Origin of the sequence: Mycobacterium sp. (genome assembly GCF_046091765.1) — a bacterium.
Lineage (GTDB): Bacteria > Actinomycetota > Actinomycetes > Mycobacteriales > Mycobacteriaceae > Mycobacterium.
Genome location: NZ_JBJTCF010000068.1, coordinates 14,596 through 31,044, shown reverse-complemented (window position 1 = coordinate 31,044; position 16,449 = coordinate 14,596). Strand labels below are relative to the sequence as shown.

Here is a 16,449-nt window from a genome sequence, read left to right as displayed (position 1 = left end):
TGCCACCACTTCGCGCAACACTCCGAGGAGCTGGGCCGACATCTCCTCGGCGCTGACGAAGCGACGGCGCGGATCGGGGTCGATCGCCCGGCGCAGCAGGCGACCGAATGAGTCGTATGTGGCCAATACCGGGTCGTCCTCGGGCAGCCCGTCGACGTAGCGTCCCTTGCGTGTGCGCAGCTGCAGTGTCAGCGCCGCCAGGGTGCGTCCCACGGTGTAGATGTCGGTCGCAACCGTCGGACCGGTGCGCACGATCTCCGGCGCTTGGTAACCCGGAGTCCCGTAGAGATAGCCGAAGGAGTTGATGCGCGAGACCGCACCGAGGTCGATGAGCTTGAGCTCCTCCTCGGTCACCATGATGTTCTCCGGCTTGAGATCGTTGTAACACAGGCCGATCGAATGCAGGTAGCCCAGCGCCGGCAGGATCTCAAGCATGTAGGCGATCGCGACGTCGACCGGAAGTCGTTCCCCCCTCTCGGGTTTCAGCGACTTCCCGCCGACATACTCCATCACGATGTAACCGATCGGTTCCTTGCGTGAGTCGCGGTGTTCGACGAAATTGAAGATCTTCACGATCGAGGGGTGGGCCACCTCGGCCAGGAATTGCCGCTCGGTCATCGCCATGGACTGGGCCTCGGCGTCTCCGGAGTGCACCAGGCCCTTGAGGACCACCGGCCTTTCGTTGACGTTGTGGTCCTCGGCCAGATAGACCCAGCCCAGCCCGCCGTGTGCCAGGCAGCCCTTGATCTCGTACTGGTCAGCAACGACATCGCCCGGACTCAGCTGCGGCAGGAACGAGTACGCGCTGCCGCAGTGTGGGCAGAAGCCTTCTGACTCGCCGCTGCGTTCTGGGGTTGTCCGTCCGACCGGACGGCTGCAGTTCCAGCAGAACCGCTTGGACTCGGCGACGACGGGATTGACCATGAGTGCGGTCAGCGGATCGATTTCGGGTACCCGCGGGGTCTCGACGAGGCCGCCGCCGAGCCGTCGGGTCGGCGAGGGGCCGGGCACGGCGGAGGTCGGGTGCTCGCTGATCTCGATCGGCTCGCTGGCGACGGCACCCGGTTCGGTGCCGTCACCGGGCCGGAAGACCGCCTGGGTCGACATCGGCCGCATGGTCGAGACCGAGTCGGCGCCGGACTCGAACATGTCCTCCACGGCGGCTCGCTGTGTGCCGACGTCGGCGTCGGTCGAATCCGAAGTGCTCATGAGTCCACGTACCTCGCGACGGGCGGTTCGGGTGCGGGTCCCAGGACGGTGAGCCACCGGCGGTAGAGGGTGTTCCATGTTCCGTCGGTGCGAATGCGCTCCAGCGTGCCGTTGACGAAGCGCACCAGATCGGTCCGGTCCAGGTTGATACCGATTCCGTAGGGCTGCTCGGCCATGCTCGGTCCGACGATGGTCAGGTAGGGGTCCTGGGCGACCAGTCCGGCAAGAATCGCGTCGTCGGTGCTCACCGCGTCGACCTCGCTCTGCTGCAGCGCGACCAGGCAGTCGGCCCAGGTATTCACGGCCACGACAACTGCGGGCGGCTCTATCTGCCGCACCCTGGTCAGCGACGTCGTGCCCTGCGCGACGCACACCCGCTTTCCGGACAGGTCGGCCGGTTCGGCGATGGCGGAGTTACGCGGGGCCAGGATCCGCTGGAACGCGGTGAAATACACCGAGGAGAAATTGATCTCGCGGCGGCGCTCGCAGGTGATCGTCATCGTCTTGACGACGATATCGACGGTGTTGTCCTGCAGCGCGGCGACGCGATCGGCGGAGGACAGGATCCGGTACTCCACGGCTGCCGGATCACCGAAGATGTCTCTGGCCACCTCCCCGGCGATGTCGACGTCGAAACCGGTGATCCGTCCGGTGATCGGATCGCGGAACGAGAAGAGGTTGCTGCCGATGTCAAGGCCCACCAGCAGTCGGCCGCGGGCCCGGATGGAGGCCACCGCCGCATCCGCCTGCGCCGGGTCGTCGAACGGACGCAGGCTGGCGGTGCGGTCGCAGTCTTCGTCGCCGGACCCCGGCGGCGGGACCGGTTCGGCCGGTAATTCGGTCAAACCGGCCGGGGTGGGCGGTGCCAGCGTGGGAGTCGGCAGCAGTGGCGGGTCCTCGCTCACGGCGCACCCGGCGAGCGTCGCGGCCAGCGCAAAGCAGGCCACGAGCGCTCGCCCGCTCATCGGTACTCGCTCATCCGGGGCCACAGACCCAGCCCGACCGCCAGTGCGGCACTGATCGAGAGCATCGCTCCACCGACCGTGGTGCCCGACAGCACCCGCCGAGCGGAGAGGATGTCGTTGCGCAGTTGCTTGCGACTCTCCTGAATGCCGCTCGCCAGCGCCTCATTGAGCCGGTCGAAGGACGGTGTCGCGTCGTCCTCGCCCTCACCGAGCGCCACCTGGGTCGCCGCCTGATAGTCGCCGACCGCGATGAGGGAGTTGATCCGCTCGTCGGTCTGCTGCCACTTCACCAGCAGAGCGTCGGCACCGGCGAGTTGGGCCGAGGCGATGGCATTGTCCTTCGCCAGATACTCCTTCAGGTCGGCGCGCATCGAGTCGACCCGCTGGTAGTAGGAGCGCTTGCGGGCGTCCTCGTCGTCGCGGCGGATGAGCGACAGCGTTTCGTCGGCGCGGGCCTGCTGCGCGGTGATGGCCAGGCCGGTGACGGTCCGCAGCGAGTCGGCGGCGGTTTTCTTGGCCGCCCGGGTGCCGGAGGTCGAGATCGCCAGGGCGGTTCCCACCCAGACGATCATGACCATGATCGCCGTCCCGCCGGCGATCAGCCCGATGTTGATCCGGCGTTTGGTACGTACCGCCAGCCAGCGGTGGGCGAACGCGCCGAACAACAGCGCGGTGGCCACCACGATGATCGCCGGGGCGGGGATCGTCGCCGACGCCGTGGTCTCGGCATCCACCCGTGCTGAGGTCTGCTCGTAGAGTCGCTGAGCGTCGGGCAGGATCTTCTGCTGCATCAGCGCCGAGGCCTCCGACAGATAGGACGATCCGACCGGGTTGCCGAGGCGGTTGTTGGTCCGCGCGATCTCGATCAGTCCGGTGTAGACGGCGAGTTGGGCGTTGATCCGGCCGAGCAACTCCACCAGCGGCGGGTCGGTCAGGTCGCTGGAGGCCCGGGTCACCGCCACGGACGCGTCGGTGATCGCCTGCTCGTAGCGCTGGCGGACCGGCCGGGGTTCGGCCCCGGCGATGAACGCGGTGGCCGCGGCGGCATCGGCGACCGACAGCTTGGTGTAGAGCTGTCCGGCCGCGAAGGCCAGCGGCTCGGTGTTGTCCAGCACGTTGGTCAGCTGCCGCTGACGCTCGTTGATCGTGGTGGCGGTGGCGAACGCGGTCAGCACGCCCAGCATCGCCAGGATCACCCCGATGGTCAGGATGCGCCCGGGCGTGGTCTTGGCGAACCACCAGCGGGGGTGCGCGGGCAGGCTCGGCGACCGTTGCGCCAACGGTTCAGTCGAGGGATGCGCCAGCTCAACGGTCACCTTGTGCCGACCTCACTCCCTTCGCACAGGCCAGCCTAGTCGCCGATAAGCGAATTCTAAGAGCAGTCGGGTCCGACCGCCCCGGCGCGCCTATCCTGAAGCCCGTGCGGGGCGACGGCGACGGGTGGGTGATCTCCGATCGGGGCAGCCGCCACTGGGGCAGGCACGGCGCTGCCGGCCTGCTGCTGCGGGCGCCCTGGCATGACGGCACACCGGCGGTGCTGCTGCAGCACCGCGCCCTGTGGAGCCATCAGGGCGGGACCTGGGGCCTGCCCGGCGGCGCGCGGGACAGCCACGAACAGGCCGAGCACGCTGCGGTCCGGGAGGCCTACGAGGAGGCCGGGCTGAGCGCCGAGGAGATCGTCGTGCGCGGCAGCGTCGTCACCGCCGAGATCACCGGTCCCGGTGGCGCGTACTGGAGCTACACCACGGTGATCGCCGACGCCGGCGAGTTGCTGGTCACCGTGGCCAACCGGGAGAGTGCGGAACTTCGCTGGGTGCCCGAGCACATGGTCTGCGACCTGCCGCTGCACCCGGCGTTCGCGCAGAGCTGGGAGCTGCTGCGCACCAGCGAGCCCGCCCCGCCGCACGACTGCCGGCTGCCGCACACCGTCGTGATCGCCGGGCGGGCGTTCGCGTGGTGCACCCCCGATCGGCAGCTAACCTGAACACGGTGGCACGCCGATCTTTCAGCCGGTTCCGGCGCCCGGCCCGCGCCGTCCTCGTGGGCCTGGTCGTGCTCGCCGCCGCTGGCGGGGCGGGCTGCGTCCGAACGGCCGAACCACGGGCGCTCCCGGAGAGCCTCGTCGTCGGGGATGTCGATGCGGCACGGTTCGCCGAGGGACTGCGCCAGCGGGTCACCACCGACGCGATGGTGGCCCACCTGGCCGCGCTGCAGGACATCGCCGACGCCAACGACGGCAACCGAGCGGTCGGCACCCCCGGGTACGAGGCCAGTGTCGACTACGTCGCCGGGGTGCTGCGGGCGGCCGGTTTCGAGGTCCAGACCCCGGAGTTCGAGACCCGGGTCTTCGAAGCCGAGCAACCGTCACTGACCGTGGGCGGCGCCGCAGTCGACGCCGACGCGCTGGAGTTCAGCGCCGGTACGCCGGCCGGCGGGGTGAGCGGCCCACTGGTGGTCGCGCCCGCCGACGAGTCGCCCGGCTGCGCGTCCGCGGACTACGAGGGTGTACCGGTGCGGGGTGCGGTCGTGCTCGTCGACCGCGGCATCTGTCCGTTCGTCCAGAAGCAGGACGTCGTCGCCAAGCTCGGTGCCGTGGCGCTGGTGGTCGCCAACAACGTCGATGAGGAGAAGATGGGCGGCACCCTCGGTGCGGATGCCACCGGTGGCATCCCGGTGATCAGCGTGAGCAAAGCGGACGGAGCGAGGTTGCGGAAGAACCCGGGTCCGGCGACCGTGGCCCTGGATGCCCGGGTGGAGAACATCAAGGCCCGCAACGTGATCGCGCAGACCGCGACCGGATCCACCGCGGACGTGGTGATGGTCGGCGCCCATCTGGACAGCGTCCCCGACGGGCCGGGCATCAACGACAACGGATCGGGTGTGGCCGCGGTGCTCGAGACGGCGGTGCAACTCGGCAGCGCTCCCGCGGTTAAGCATGCGGTGCGGTTTGCGCTGTGGGGGGCAGAGGAGATCGGCCTCGTCGGCTCGCGCGAGTACCTCGAGACCCTCGATGTCGAGCGACTCAAGGACATCGCGCTGTATCTCAATTTCGACATGATCGGTTCGCCCAATCCCGGCTACTTCACCTACGACGGCGACCAGTCCACCGCCGTCGAAACGGGCGAGAGCCCGCCCCGGGTGCCGGAGGGCTCGCCCGGCATCGAACGCACCCTGGTCGGATACCTGAAGTCTGCGGGTAAGGCGGCTGAGGACACCTCCTTCGACGGCCGGTCGGACTACGAAGCTTTCACCCGTGCCGGCATTCCCGCGGGCGGTCTGTTCACCGGGGCCGAGGAGAACAAGACGGCGGCCCAGGCCGAGTTGTGGGGCGGGACCGCGGATGCGCCGTTCGACCCGAACTATCACAAGGACACCGACCGTCTCGACAACGTCGACCGGGACGCCCTGGCCATCAACGGCGGCGGGGTGGCCTTCGCCGTCGGGGTTTACGCGCAGACTCTCGACGGGCGCAACGGGATCCCGCTGCGGGCGGACCGTACCCGCCACGTGATCGCCGAGCCGTGACCGTGCGCGTCGACTGGGCGGCGCTGGCCCCCGGCCTGGCGCAGTTCCGGGGGTACCGCCGCGGGTGGCTGCGCGGCGACGTGCTGGCCGGGCTGACCGTGGCCGCCTATCTGGTGCCGCAGGTGATGGCGTACGCCACGGTGGCGGGCCTGCCCCCGGTGGCCGGCCTGTGGGCGGCGCTGCTGCCGCTGGCGATCTACGCGTTGGTGGGCTCCTCACGCCAGCTCTCCGCCGGTCCCGAGGCGACGGTGGCACTGATGACGGCGACGGCCCTGGCGCCGCTGGCCGGCGGAGATCCCGGCCGCTACGCGGCGATGGCAGCGATGGTCGCCGTCCTGGTGGGTGTGTTCTGCTTCGCCGGCGGACTGCTGCGGCTGGGGTTCCTGGCGGACCTGCTGTCCCGGCCGGTGCTGATCGGCTTCATGACCGGGGTGGCGCTGATCATGATCTCAAGTCAACTCGGGAAGCTCACCGGCACAGCGGTTTCCGGTGACGGTTTCTTCGGCCAGGTGGCCTCGCTTGTCGGGGTGTTAACGCAGGTGCACCTGCCGACCCTGGCGTTCGCCGGGGCGGTGCTGCTGGCGCTGATACTGATGGCCCGGCTGGTACCGCGTGCACCCGGACCGCTCATCGCCGTCCTGGTCGCCTCCGCGGTGGTCGCCGTGTTCTCCCTAGAGCGATTCGGTCTGGAGGTGATCGGAGAGGTACCCGGCGGGCTGCCCGACTTCGGGCTGACCGGAGTCGCGCTGCGGGATATGGACGCACTGGCCGCGGCTGCCGTCGGGGTGGCGGTCGTGGCGTTCTCGGACACGGTGCTCACCGCGCGGATCTTCGCCGCTCGCCACGGCGGGACCATCGACGCCAATGCCGAACTGCGGGCTCTGGGCGTGTGCAACCTCGGTGCGGGTCTCAGTCAGGGTTTCGCGGTCAGCTCCAGTGCCAGCCGGACCGCGCTGGGCATTCTTGTCGGTGCGCGCACTCAGCTGTATTCCCTTGTGGCCCTGGTTTTTCTGCTGGTAGTCCTCGTCACCGCGCACGGACTGCTGGCTACCTTTCCGACTGCCGCGTTGGCGGCTCTGGTCGTCTACGCCGCGCTGCGGCTGATCGACGCCGCAGAGTATCGCCGGCTGGCCCGCTTCCGGAGCAGCGAACTGATCCTGTCCCTGCTCACCACGCTGGGTGTGCTCGGACTCGGAGTGCTCGGCGGGGTGCTCGCCGCGGTCGGCCTGTCCATCGCGGATCTGCTGCGGCGGGTGGCCCGGCCGCACGGCAGCGTCCTGGGATTCGTCCCGGGGGTGGCGGGAATGCATGATATCGAGGATTACCCGGCGGCGCATCTGGTGCCCGGTCTGCTCGTCTATCGCTACGACGCACCGCTGTTCTTCGCCAACGCCGAGGACTTCTACCGGCACGCGATCGGGGCCGTCGAGCACAACCCGGACCCGGTGGCCTGGTTCGTGCTCAACGCCGAGGCCATGGTCGATACCGACCTCACCGCCATGGACGCCCTGGAGCAACTCCGCGAGGATCTCACCCGGCGGGGCATCGTCTTCGCCATGGCCCGGGTCAAACTGCCGCTGCGCACAGCACTCTCAGCGGCCGGATTGTTGGACAAGATCGGCGAGGACAGGATCTTCATGACGCTGCCCACCGCGGTCGAGGCCTACCGCAGCCGGCGCACCGCGTAGAACCCGGCACCGGCGGTGAGCACCGCCACGCCGCTGATCACCGAACCGAGCGGCAGGAACACCGCGATCACCAGGCAGCCGACCAGGCCGGCCACCGGGATCGCGCGCCGTCCCAGGGTCCAGGCCGCCGCGTTGGCGATCGCGTAATAGACCAGGACGGCGAACGAGGAGAACCCGATCGCGCCGCGCACGTCGGCAACGGCCGCAACACCGGCGACCGCCGCGGCCACCGCCAGCTCGGCCCGGTGCGGTACCCCGAAGCGGGGATGAACCGCCGACAGCGCCCGAGGCAGGTGGCCGTCGCGTGCCATCGCCAGCGAGGTGCGCGACACCCCCAGCATCAGCGACAGCAGCGAGCCCGCCGCGGCGATCACGGCGGCCGCGCGCACCACCACCTCGAGACGGGGAGCCCCGGCGGCGCGGACCGCATCGGCCAGCGGAGCGGTCGCGGTACTCAGTTCCGCGGGTCCGAGAATGCCCAGCAGGCTCAGTGCGACGGCCGCGTAGACCGCCAGGGTGATGCCCAGTGCGAGGACCACGGCGCGCGGGATGGTCCGGGCCGGGTCGCGCACTTCCTCCCCGAGGGTGGTGATGCGCGCGTATCCGGCGAAGGCGAAGAACAGCAAGCCGGCCGCCTGCAGCACCTGTGCGGCGGTGCCGCCGGTCATCGAGAACCTGAACTCGGCGCGTCCGGAGCCGGCGACCACCGTGACCGTCAGCGCCAGCACGGCCAGCACGGCGGCCACGATCAGCCGGGTCAGGAAGGCCGACTTCCCGATACCGCGGTAGTTCACCGCCGTCAGCGCGATCACGGCGGCCACGGCGAGCGCGTGCGCGCCGCGCGGCCACAGGTAGAACCCGACGGTCAGGGCCATCGCCGCGCAGGAGGCGGTCTTTCCGACCACGAAGCTCCAGCCGGCCAGGAAACCCCAGAAGTCGCCCAGGCGCGCGCGCCCGGAGACGTACGCCCCGCCGGATCGCGGGTAGCGGGAAGCCAGCCGCGCGGAGGAGACGGCGTTGCAGTAGGCGACCGCTCCGGCGACGGCCAGGCCCGCGAGCAGTCCCCAGCCGGCGGCAGCCGCAGCCGGCGCGAAGACGACGAAGACCCCGGCGCCGAGCATCGCGCCGAGTCCGATGACGACGGCGTCGGCTGTGCCGAGCCGGCGCCGCAGCATCAGCCCCGGCTGCGCACGGCGGCCAATGCCAGATAGCCGAGATAGCCCAGGGCGCCCGCGACCGCGATTTTGCGCGTCTGCGGCACGACCAGCCCGACCCCCAGCGCCGTCTCGATGCCACCGTTGAGGTAGATGTGCCGGCGGGTGTTGTCCGGGAAAACCGGAGCGGTGATCGGCTCGAACAGCTCCGGTTTGGCGAAGTGCGCCAGTCCGGTGGCGGCCAGCGCCGCGCCGGCGACCGTGATCCGTGACATCGGAATCCTTTCCTCAGCTGAAGCGGTAGTCGCTGAGCGGGAACTCGGTGGCCCGCCGGATCGCCTCTTTAGCGGTCGTCGGGCGCAGCAGAGTCGCTTCGCCGTGCGGATTGAAATAGTAGGACCGCGCCTCGGCGCAGTGGCCGAGGTCGAACACCGTATCGCCGACCCGGTCGGTCATCTCGTCCAGGAAGCGCGCGTTGGCCTCCTCGGTGACCTCGAATGTCGTCGCGCCGCGGCGCTTCACCTCGCCCAGAACGCGATCGATGATGCGCATCTGGTACTCCATGGCGTTGAAGAAGTTCAACCCGATGAACGCATACGGGCTGGCGAGACTGAAGTAGTTGGGGAAGTACGGGATCGACACCCCCTGGTAGGCCTGGAAGCGGTTCTCCCGCCACCACTTGCCGAGGTTGCGGCCGCCGCGGCCGATGACCTCGATCGCCGGGATGTTGGCCTCCCACAGATCGAACCCGGTCGCCAGTACCAGGGTGTCGATGTCGGTGCGGGTGCCGTCGGCGGCGACGATCGCGTGCGGCTCGATGTGCTCGATCCCGGATGCCTGCAGGTGCACATTCGGTTTGGTGAAGGCGCGGTAGTAGCTGTTGGAGAATGTCGGCCGCTTGCAGCCGAAGTCGTAGGAGGGGGTGAGTTCGCGGCGCAGTTCGGGGTCACGGACCACCAGATAGCGGTACATCTTGGACACGTCGGCCGCGCCGATGTTGAGTCGGCGGAACAGCGTGGTGCGGTGATGCAGCACGACGTAGTTGAAGAACTCGTAGATCGCGTCGGTGACGGTGCGGACCGCGCGCTGGGAGAGCGGCACCCGGGCGAACAGCCGCCTGATGGGCTTCGGGAAGCGGAAGTCGAGTTTGGGGACCACGAAGATCGGTGTGCGCTGATAGACGGTCAGCTCACCGGCCCTTTTCGCCAGCTCGGGGATCAGCTGGACGGCGGTCGCGCCGGTGCCGATCAGCGCGATACGCCTACCCGTCGGGTCGTAGTCGTCGTCCCAGGCCGCGGTGTGGATGACCTTTCCCTCGAAGCTGTGGATACCGGGGATCTCCGGGGTGTGCGGCTGGGACAGGAATCCGGTGGCGGTGATCAGGTACCGCGCGCTCAGCGTGGAGCCGTCGGCCAGCGCGACCCGCCACAGCAGCGCCTCGGAGTCCCAGTACGCGCCCTCCACGGTCGTGTTGAACCGGATGTGACGGCGGACGTCGTACTTCTCGGCCACGTGGTCGGCGTAGCGCTTGATCTCCTCCCCGCTGGAGAACAGTCGCGACCAGTCGGGGTTCGGTTCGAAGAAGTAGGAGTAGGTGGTGGTCGGCACATCGCAGGCCAGACCGGGGTAGTGGTTGACGTGCCAGGTCCCGCCGAGATCGTCCAGCCGGTCGAGGATGACGAAGTCGTCGATGCCGAGTCGCTTGAGTTCGACCGCGGCGCCGATACCCCCGAAGCCCGCACCGACGACGATCGCGTCGAAGCGCTGCTCGCTCATGCTCCGACCGTACCTGAGTCAACCCGACCCGCCGAGGCGCAGCGCGGCGTCAACGGCCCGGGTCGCGACTGCCGCGATCCCGGTGCGGTCCGCGGAGCCGAGATCGTGTCGGGCGCCGGTCACCTCGACGATCGCGGTGGGTGCGGGGATCAGTGCCGCCGCAGCGCGCAGCTCGGCCGTTGTCCCGAACGGGTCGGATGTGCCGTGGGTGAACACCGTGGGTGCCGAGATCGCCGCGAAGTGCGCGGTGCGCTGCTGCTGCGGCCTGCCCGGCGGGTGCAGCGGATAGGAGAACAGTGTCAGCGCGAGCACCTCATGGCCGGCCGCGACCGCCATCGACGTCAGCCGGCCGCCGTAGGAATGCCCGCCGGCGATCACCGGTCCGTCGACCGCCTCCCGCGCCATCGCGAGGGCCGCCTCGACACCGGCCAGGTCGGCGGCTGTGCCCGACGGCGGACCCTTGGGGCGCCGCCGCCGGTAGGGCAGGTTGTAGCGGATCGCCAGCCAGCCGCACTGCGCCCACGCGTCGCACACCCGGACCAGGATCTCCGAATCCCGGTCGCTGCCGGCGCCGTGGGTGAGCATCACCGTCCCGGCCGGCCGTCCGGTGGGCCGGTGCGCGACCCCGGCGATCGCCTCGAGGTTCACCGCAGCCGGAACAGCGCCGAGACGCCCCCGCGGCCGGCTCCCAGGGGATAGGCCGCGCGCAGACACTCGGTGACCCAGGCCTTGCCGAAGGCCACCGCATCGGGCATCGGATAGTCGTGGGCCAGCGCACAGGCGATGGCCGCGGCCAGGGTGTCGCCCGCCCCGTGGTCGTCGGTGGTGTCCGCCCGCGGCGCGTCGAACTCGTGGAACGTCTCCCCGTCGTAGAGCAGGTCGGGACTGCGCGGAGCCGATCGCAGATGACCGCCCTTGACCAGCGCCCAGCGGGGCCCGAGGTCGTGCAGCGCGCGGGCCGCGTCGCGCTGGCTCGCCGGATCGACGACGTCGATCCCCACCAGCAGACGCACCTCGTCGAGATTCGGAGTGATGATGTCGGCCAGCGGGAAAAGCCGCTCGCGCAGTGCCGCCAGAGCCGGCGGGGGCAGCAGCGCCTCCCCGCGCGCGGACGCGCAGACCGGGTCGACGACGAGCGGCACAGCGTCCGCTGCGCCCCTGATCAGGGCACGCCAGGTGTCGGCGACGGTGTCGATGATCTCCGCGGACACCAGCATGCCGGTCTTGGCGGCCTGGATGCCGATGTCGTTGGCCACCGCCTCGATCTGATCGCGGACAACGTGTGCCGGGACGTGATGGAAAGCTTTGACACCCAGCGAGTCCTGCACCGTCACCACCGTCACCGCGACCAACGGGTGCACGCCCAGCAGCGTGAAGGTGCGCAGATCCGCTTCGATACCCGCGCTGCCGCCGGAGTCCGACCCGGCGATCGTCAGCACCCGTGGCGGCGTGCGGCCCGGCGGGGTCAGCGGCAGAAATTCCACGAATCCTCCCGGCGGTACCGGTCAGGCCTCGACGTCGATCAGGACCGGGGCGTGATCACTCGGCGAGCCGATCCTGGTCTTACCACCCTTGCGTTCGTCGCGCACGATCTCGGCGTGCACGACGCGGCTGGCCAACGCCGGTGAGGCCAGGATGTGATCGATCCGCATCCCCTCCCGCTTGGCGAAGCGCAGCTGGGTGTAGTCCCAGTAGGTGTAGACCCCCGGCCCGGGAGTGAAGGGCCGGACCACATCGGCGAACGCCGTCTCGATCGATCCGAAGGCCTCCCGTTCCGGACCGCTGACGTGGGTGCTGCCGCGGAAGACATCGATGTCCCACACGTCGTCGTCGGTCGGTGCCACATTCCAGTCGCCGGCCAGGGCGATCGCGGCTTGCGGATCGCGGTCCAACCAGGCGTGTGCGGTGTGCCGCAGTGCGGCAAGCCAATCCAGCTTGTAGCGGTAGTGCGGATCGTCGAGTCCCCTGCCGTTGGGCACATACAGACTCCACACCCGGACTCCGGCACACGTGGCGCCCAGTGCGCGGGCCTCCGGGCGGGCGGGCTCATCGCCCCGGCTCCACCCGGGTTGACCGTCGAAGTCGCACTGCACGTCCTCCAGACCAACCCGTGAGGCGATGGCCACCCCGTTCCACTGGTCGTGTCCGCAGTGCGCCACCTCGTAGCCCGCGGCCAGGAAGTCCATCGCCGGGAACTGTGCGTCGGAGCACTTGGTCTCCTGCATCGCCAGCACATCGACCTCGGCGCGGGCCAGCCAGTCGACCACGCGCTGCACCCGGGTGCGGATCGAGTTCACATTCCAGGTGGCCACCCGGAGGCTGCCGGCCACGGTCACGTCGGGTGTCCGAAGGGATCGGCCACCGTCCCCGGCAGCCACGACAGTCCGGGCACCCCCCACCCGTGTCCCTTGATCGCCCGCCGCGCCGCCCGGGCGTGCCGGCCGATCAGCCGGTCCACGTAGAGCTCTCCGTCGAGATGACCCGTCTCGTGTTGCAGCATCCGGGCGAAGAGCCCGGTGCCCTCCAGCGTCACGGCGGCGCCTTCGGCGTCCACCCCGGTGACTTGGGCCCACTGTGCGCGTCCGCAGGGGAACGACTCGCCCGGAACCGACAGGCACCCCTCGTCGTCGGTTTCCGGGTCGGGCATCGTCTCGGGTATCTCCGAGGTCGTCAGCACCGGATTGACCACCACGCCCCGCCGGCGAGTCGTCTTACCGCGTTCGGCCGAGCAGTCGTAGACGAAGACGCGCACGCCGACCCCGATCTGGTTGGCGGCCAGCCCCACCCCGTTGGCAGCGCTCATCGTGTCGAACATGTCGGTGATCAACCCGCTCAACTCGGGCGGAAGCGAGCCGTCCGGCCCGATCGGCACCGGGCTCGTCGGGGTGTGCAGGACGGGATCGCCGAGGATCACGATGGGGCGCACTGCCATGATCGGCAAGCTATCGCCACGCTGAACCGAGCCGACGCGCGGGGTTGGGTGCCGTCCCATCCGATTCCGGCGTGATTCAATGTCGGGTGCAGCGCGATATCGCGGCCTGTCCGGCGGGCCATCCGGCTCGGCAGCGAGCTCGATATGCAGGTGTGTCGAAGCGGGAAAGGGTCCACGGATCGAATGGACGGCGCCATGGCACGGGTCGAACGCCCGCTTGACGACGCCGAGTTACCCGATGGGCTGACCCGTCGCGAATTCGACATCCTCGCCTTCGAACGGCAGTGGTGGAAGTACGCCGGGGCCAAAGAGGAGGCCATCAAGGAGCTCTTCGCGATGTCGGCGACGCGGTACTACCAGGTGCTCAACGCCCTCGTGGACCGGCCCGAGGCGCTGGTGGCCGACCCGATGCTGGTCAAGCGGCTCCGCCGGCTGAGGGCCAGCCGGCAGAAGGCCCGGGCCGCCCGCCGGCTGGGCTTCGAGGTTCCCTGATCGCCCGGTTACGGTGAGCCGGATGAGCGAGCGCGTCCCCGATTCGACCGGGTTGCCGCTGCGGGCCATGGTGATGGTGCTGCTGTTCTTCGGGCTGATTTTCCTGCTGGTGGGTTTTCAGGCGATGAACTCGGGCAGCGACAACACCGGCTCGGGCGGCGCCCCGCCGAACATGGCCACCACGACGACGACCCCGGCGCCACGGGCCGACGTGCGGGTCTACGGCATCTCCGGCGATGAGGCGGCGCCCGGCCGGATCTCCGACAGGTTGCGCGAGGCGGGCTGGAACGTCACCGAGTCGGTGGGAAGCGCCGCGGCCGGGGGAGCCGGGGCGGTGGAGGTGGCCGACGCGGCCCAGGCGGCGGGGGTGACGGCGACGACGGTGTACTTCGGCGCCGCCGACGGGGAGCAGGCCGCGGCCGAGGCGGTCGGCCAGGTGATCGGGGCTCCGGTGCAGCCGCGCCCGCCGGGAATCGCCGAACAACCGCCGGGCGTGATCGTGCTCGTGACGGGATAGGCTCACGGGCATGTCTTCGCCCTCGTTTCCGATGCTCTTCGCGGCCCTGCCCGCCGCCCTCCTCGCCGCCGGACTGAGCGGCTGCTCACCCTCCGAACCGGTCGCCTCCGAACCCGGCACCACCCCACCGGTCTGGACCGGTTCAGCGCCGACGCCGGCGCTTTCCGAGGCCCGCGGCGGCGCGGCCGAACCCGCCGCCGCCGAACCCGCGGACACCCTCACCGTGCAGATCAACGCCGCCGACGGCAGCCAGATCGCGGCCGCCACCATCGAGTTCACCGGTGGTGTGGCCACCGTGACCGTGCAGACCACCGCACCCGGCCGGCTCAGCCCCGGCATCCACGGCATGCACATCCACGCCGTCGGCAAGTGCGAGGCCAATTCCGTGGCGCCGACCGGCGGGGCCCCCGGGGACTTCCTCTCCGCGGGCGGCCACTTCCAGGGCGGCGGCGCCCCCGGCCATCCCGGGCACGCCGGCGACCTCAGCCCGCTGCAGGTGCGCCCCGACGGTTCCGCATTGCTGGTGACCACCACGTCCGCCTTCACCCGCGAGGACCTCACCGGCGGCGCGGGGACCGCGATCATCATCCATGAGGGCGCGGACAATTTCGCCAACATTCCGCCCGACCGCTACCAGCAGATCAACGGCGCCCCGCCGCCCGACGAGATCACCCTGGCCACCGGCGACGCCGGTAAACGGGTCGGCTGCGGTGTCATCGGGTGATCGTTAGCCGCCCGGCCGGGCGGATCGACTTCTCCGGATCACCGCGCCCCACGCTCGGTGTGGAGTGGGAGTTCGCACTCGTCGACGCCGAGACCCGCGACCTGAGCAACGAGGCCGCCGCGGTCATCGCCGAGATCGGGGGAACACCCCACGTACACAAGGAGCTGCTGCGCAACACCGTCGAGCTGGTCACCGGAGTGTGCGACACCGTGGCAGAGGCGATGGCCGACCTGCGCTCCACCCTCGTGGCGGTGCGCGAGGTCGTGCGCAGCCGCGGGATGGAACTTTTCTGCGCCGGAACCCACCCCTTCGCGCAGTGGTCTGCCCAACAGCTCACCGATGCCCCGCGGTACGCCGAGTTGATCAAACGCACCCAGTGGTGGGGCCGCCAGATGCTGATCTGGGGCGTGCACGTCCACGTCGGCGTCTCCTCGGCGCACAAGGTGATGCCGATCATCTCGTCTCTGCTCAACCACTACCCGCACCTGTTGGCGCTGTCGGCGTCCTCGCCGTTCTGGGCGGGGCAGGACACCGGCTACGCCAGTAACCGGGCGATGATGTTCCAGCAGCTGCCCACGGCGGGCCTGCCTTTTCAGTTCCAGACCTGGCGTGAGTTCGAGGGCTTCGTCCACGACCAGAAGACGACCGGCATCATCGACCACGTCAACGAAATCCGCTGGGACATCAGGCCCGCACCGCATCTCGGTACCGTCGAAGTGCGCGTCTGCGACGGGGTGTCCAACCTGCGCGAGCTCGCGGCACTGGTGGCGCTGACGCACTGCCTGATCGTGGACCTGGACCGGCGCCTCGACGCCGGGGAGGACCTGCCGGTCATGCCGCCCTGGCACGTCCAGGAGAACAAGTGGCGCGCGTCGCGGTACGGGCTGGACGCGATCATCATTCTCGACGCGGACAGCAACGAGCGACTGGTCACCGAGGATCTTGACGATCTGCTCGATCGGCTCGCCCCGGTCGCCGAGTCACTCGGTTGCGCGAACGAACTCGCCGCCGTCGCCGACATCCCTCGCTGCGGCGCGTCCTACCAGCGCCAGCGCGCGGTGGCGGCCCGAAGTGGCGATCTGCGCGCGGTGGTGGATGCTCTGGTTGGCGAGCTGGAAATCTAGGAGGGTCCATGTCCGTGACGCGCCGCGCGGTTGCCGCGCTTCTCGTGCTCGCCGCGCTGGGTGCCGGCGGCTGCAGCAGGGCCATCCCCGGCACCCCGGTGGCGACTCCCGGTGAGGCGGGCCGATCGGTCGCGACCGGCGAGCTGCTGTCCACGACCTGCCGGCAGTACATGGGCATGCGGGAACCCGAGCGCCGCGAAGTGATCGGCGCGATCGCCGCCGACGGCAATCAGCTCGTCGCGGCGAACCCGCAGATCTGGGTCGGGGTCGCCGCGGCGCTGTGCACCTTCGCCGACCCCAGCGCGCCGGTGCGAGACGTCATCACCGGGGGTATCAGGTAGAC

18 protein-coding genes are annotated in these 16,449 nt (G+C 69.9%); 8 read left to right on the top strand and 10 right to left on the bottom strand.

The genetic code is table 11. The features are described from left to right. The 3 genes from ACKOB8_RS07200 to glnX all read right to left on the bottom strand — a co-directional run. A partial coding sequence (locus ACKOB8_RS07200) for a serine/threonine-protein kinase (protein ID WP_526376531.1) occupies nucleotides 1-1,209 on the bottom strand: 1,209 nt, incomplete at its 3' end. Continuing rightward, on the bottom strand, nucleotides 1,206-2,174 hold the full coding sequence (locus ACKOB8_RS07195; protein WP_526376530.1) for a glutamate ABC transporter substrate-binding protein: 969 nt from the start codon (nucleotides 2,172-2,174) through the stop codon (nucleotides 1,206-1,208). The genes ACKOB8_RS07200 and ACKOB8_RS07195, both read right to left, overlap by 4 nt. Beyond that, complete coding sequence (glnX, locus tag ACKOB8_RS07190) at nucleotides 2,171-3,490, bottom strand: protein kinase G-activating protein GlnX (RefSeq protein WP_526376529.1); 1,320 nt, start codon at nucleotides 3,488-3,490, stop codon at nucleotides 2,171-2,173. The genes ACKOB8_RS07195 and glnX overlap by 4 nt, the downstream gene beginning before the upstream one ends. A 104-nt stretch (nucleotides 3,491-3,594) precedes the next feature. Here glnX and ACKOB8_RS07185 point away from each other — a divergent pair, with 104 nt between their 5' ends. The 3 genes from ACKOB8_RS07185 to sulP are packed head-to-tail and all read left to right on the top strand — an operon-like array spanning nucleotide 3,595 to nucleotide 7,387. Further along, complete coding sequence (locus tag ACKOB8_RS07185; protein WP_526376528.1) at nucleotides 3,595-4,158, top strand: NUDIX hydrolase; 564 nt, start codon at nucleotides 3,595-3,597, stop codon at nucleotides 4,156-4,158. Between the two features lie 5 nt (nucleotides 4,159-4,163). Then, on the top strand, nucleotides 4,164-5,699 hold the full coding sequence (locus ACKOB8_RS07180; protein WP_526376527.1) for a M28 family metallopeptidase: 1,536 nt from the start codon (nucleotides 4,164-4,166) through the stop codon (nucleotides 5,697-5,699). Next, the gene (sulP, locus tag ACKOB8_RS07175) at nucleotides 5,696-7,387 is read left to right on the top strand and encodes a sulfate permease (RefSeq protein WP_526376526.1); all 1,692 of its coding nucleotides are present in this window, start codon (nucleotides 5,696-5,698) and stop codon (nucleotides 7,385-7,387) included. The genes ACKOB8_RS07180 and sulP overlap by 4 nt, the downstream gene beginning before the upstream one ends. Here sulP and ACKOB8_RS07170 read toward each other — a convergent pair. The 7 genes from ACKOB8_RS07170 to ACKOB8_RS07140 are packed head-to-tail and all read right to left on the bottom strand — an operon-like array spanning nucleotide 7,363 to nucleotide 13,249. Beyond that, nucleotides 7,363-8,562: an amino acid permease gene (locus tag ACKOB8_RS07170; RefSeq protein ID WP_526376525.1), complete on the bottom strand. Its 1,200-nt coding sequence runs from the start codon at nucleotides 8,560-8,562 to the stop codon at nucleotides 7,363-7,365. The genes sulP and ACKOB8_RS07170 overlap by 25 nt on opposite strands. Continuing rightward, entirely contained in the window at nucleotides 8,562-8,816 is a 255-nt protein-coding gene (locus ACKOB8_RS07165; protein ID WP_526376524.1) for a DoxX-related protein, read from the bottom strand. The genes ACKOB8_RS07170 and ACKOB8_RS07165 overlap by 1 nt, the downstream gene beginning before the upstream one ends. Before the next feature lie 13 nt (nucleotides 8,817-8,829). Next, on the bottom strand, nucleotides 8,830-10,317 hold the full coding sequence (locus ACKOB8_RS07160; protein WP_526376523.1) for a flavin-containing monooxygenase: 1,488 nt from the start codon (nucleotides 10,315-10,317) through the stop codon (nucleotides 8,830-8,832). 18 nt (nucleotides 10,318-10,335) lie between these two features. Further along, complete coding sequence (locus ACKOB8_RS07155) at nucleotides 10,336-10,965, bottom strand: alpha/beta hydrolase family protein (RefSeq protein WP_526376522.1); 630 nt, start codon at nucleotides 10,963-10,965, stop codon at nucleotides 10,336-10,338. Then, nucleotides 10,962-11,801 (bottom strand): bifunctional hydroxymethylpyrimidine kinase/phosphomethylpyrimidine kinase, encoded by an 840-nt coding sequence (gene thiD / locus ACKOB8_RS07150; RefSeq protein ID WP_526376521.1) that lies wholly within the window; start codon nucleotides 11,799-11,801, stop codon nucleotides 10,962-10,964. Before thiD ends, ACKOB8_RS07155 begins: the two co-directional genes overlap by 4 nt. A 21-nt stretch (nucleotides 11,802-11,822) precedes the next feature. Then, nucleotides 11,823-12,653 (bottom strand): exodeoxyribonuclease III, encoded by an 831-nt coding sequence (locus ACKOB8_RS07145; protein WP_526376520.1) that lies wholly within the window; start codon nucleotides 12,651-12,653, stop codon nucleotides 11,823-11,825. Beyond that, complete coding sequence (locus ACKOB8_RS07140) at nucleotides 12,650-13,249, bottom strand: peptide deformylase (RefSeq protein ID WP_526376519.1); 600 nt, start codon at nucleotides 13,247-13,249, stop codon at nucleotides 12,650-12,652. The genes ACKOB8_RS07145 and ACKOB8_RS07140 overlap by 4 nt, the downstream gene beginning before the upstream one ends. A 183-nt stretch (nucleotides 13,250-13,432) precedes the next feature. Between ACKOB8_RS07140 and napA the strand changes: the two genes are divergently transcribed. From napA to ACKOB8_RS07115, 5 genes are read left to right on the top strand one after another with little or no spacing between them, the layout of a single operon-like run. After that, a complete protein-coding gene (gene napA / locus ACKOB8_RS07135) occupies nucleotides 13,433-13,741 on the top strand; it encodes a nucleoid-associated protein NapA (RefSeq protein ID WP_526376518.1) in 309 nt (102 codons plus the stop codon). Nucleotides 13,742-13,763: 22 nt separating this feature from the next. Then, the gene (locus ACKOB8_RS07130) at nucleotides 13,764-14,258 is read left to right on the top strand and encodes a LytR C-terminal domain-containing protein (protein ID WP_526376517.1); all 495 of its coding nucleotides are present in this window, start codon (nucleotides 13,764-13,766) and stop codon (nucleotides 14,256-14,258) included. 10 nt (nucleotides 14,259-14,268) lie between these two features. Continuing rightward, nucleotides 14,269-14,982, top strand: coding sequence for a superoxide dismutase[Cu-Zn] (sodC, locus tag ACKOB8_RS07125; protein WP_526376516.1), 714 nt, complete (start codon nucleotides 14,269-14,271; stop codon nucleotides 14,980-14,982). Then, a complete protein-coding gene (locus ACKOB8_RS07120) occupies nucleotides 14,982-16,106 on the top strand; it encodes a glutamate--cysteine ligase (protein ID WP_526376534.1) in 1,125 nt (374 codons plus the stop codon). Before sodC ends, ACKOB8_RS07120 begins: the two co-directional genes overlap by 1 nt. An 8-nt stretch (nucleotides 16,107-16,114) precedes the next feature. Then, nucleotides 16,115-16,447, top strand: coding sequence for a hypothetical protein (locus tag ACKOB8_RS07115; RefSeq protein WP_526376515.1), 333 nt, complete (start codon nucleotides 16,115-16,117; stop codon nucleotides 16,445-16,447). The last annotated feature ends 2 nt before the right edge of the window (nucleotides 16,448-16,449 follow it).

Bases quoted from the DNA above. Each gene is read 5' to 3' on its own strand.
- ACKOB8_RS07195 (WP_526376530.1), bottom strand. From the start codon at position 2,174: ATGAGCGGGCGAGCGCTCGTGGCCTGCTTTGCGCTGGCCGCGACGCTC.
- ACKOB8_RS07170 (WP_526376525.1), bottom strand. From the start codon at position 8,562: ATGCTGCGGCGCCGGCTCGGCACAGCCGACGCCGTCGTCATCGGACTC.
- ACKOB8_RS07165 (WP_526376524.1), bottom strand. From the start codon at position 8,816: ATGTCACGGATCACGGTCGCCGGCGCGGCGCTGGCCGCCACCGGACTG.
- ACKOB8_RS07160 (WP_526376523.1), bottom strand. From the start codon at position 10,317: ATGAGCGAGCAGCGCTTCGACGCGATCGTCGTCGGTGCGGGCTTCGGG.
- ACKOB8_RS07140 (WP_526376519.1), bottom strand. From the start codon at position 13,249: ATGGCAGTGCGCCCCATCGTGATCCTCGGCGATCCCGTCCTGCACACC.
- napA (WP_526376518.1), top strand. From the start codon at position 13,433: ATGGACGGCGCCATGGCACGGGTCGAACGCCCGCTTGACGACGCCGAG.
- ACKOB8_RS07130 (WP_526376517.1), top strand. From the start codon at position 13,764: ATGAGCGAGCGCGTCCCCGATTCGACCGGGTTGCCGCTGCGGGCCATG.
- sodC (WP_526376516.1), top strand. From the start codon at position 14,269: ATGTCTTCGCCCTCGTTTCCGATGCTCTTCGCGGCCCTGCCCGCCGCC.
- ACKOB8_RS07115 (WP_526376515.1), top strand. From the start codon at position 16,115: ATGTCCGTGACGCGCCGCGCGGTTGCCGCGCTTCTCGTGCTCGCCGCG.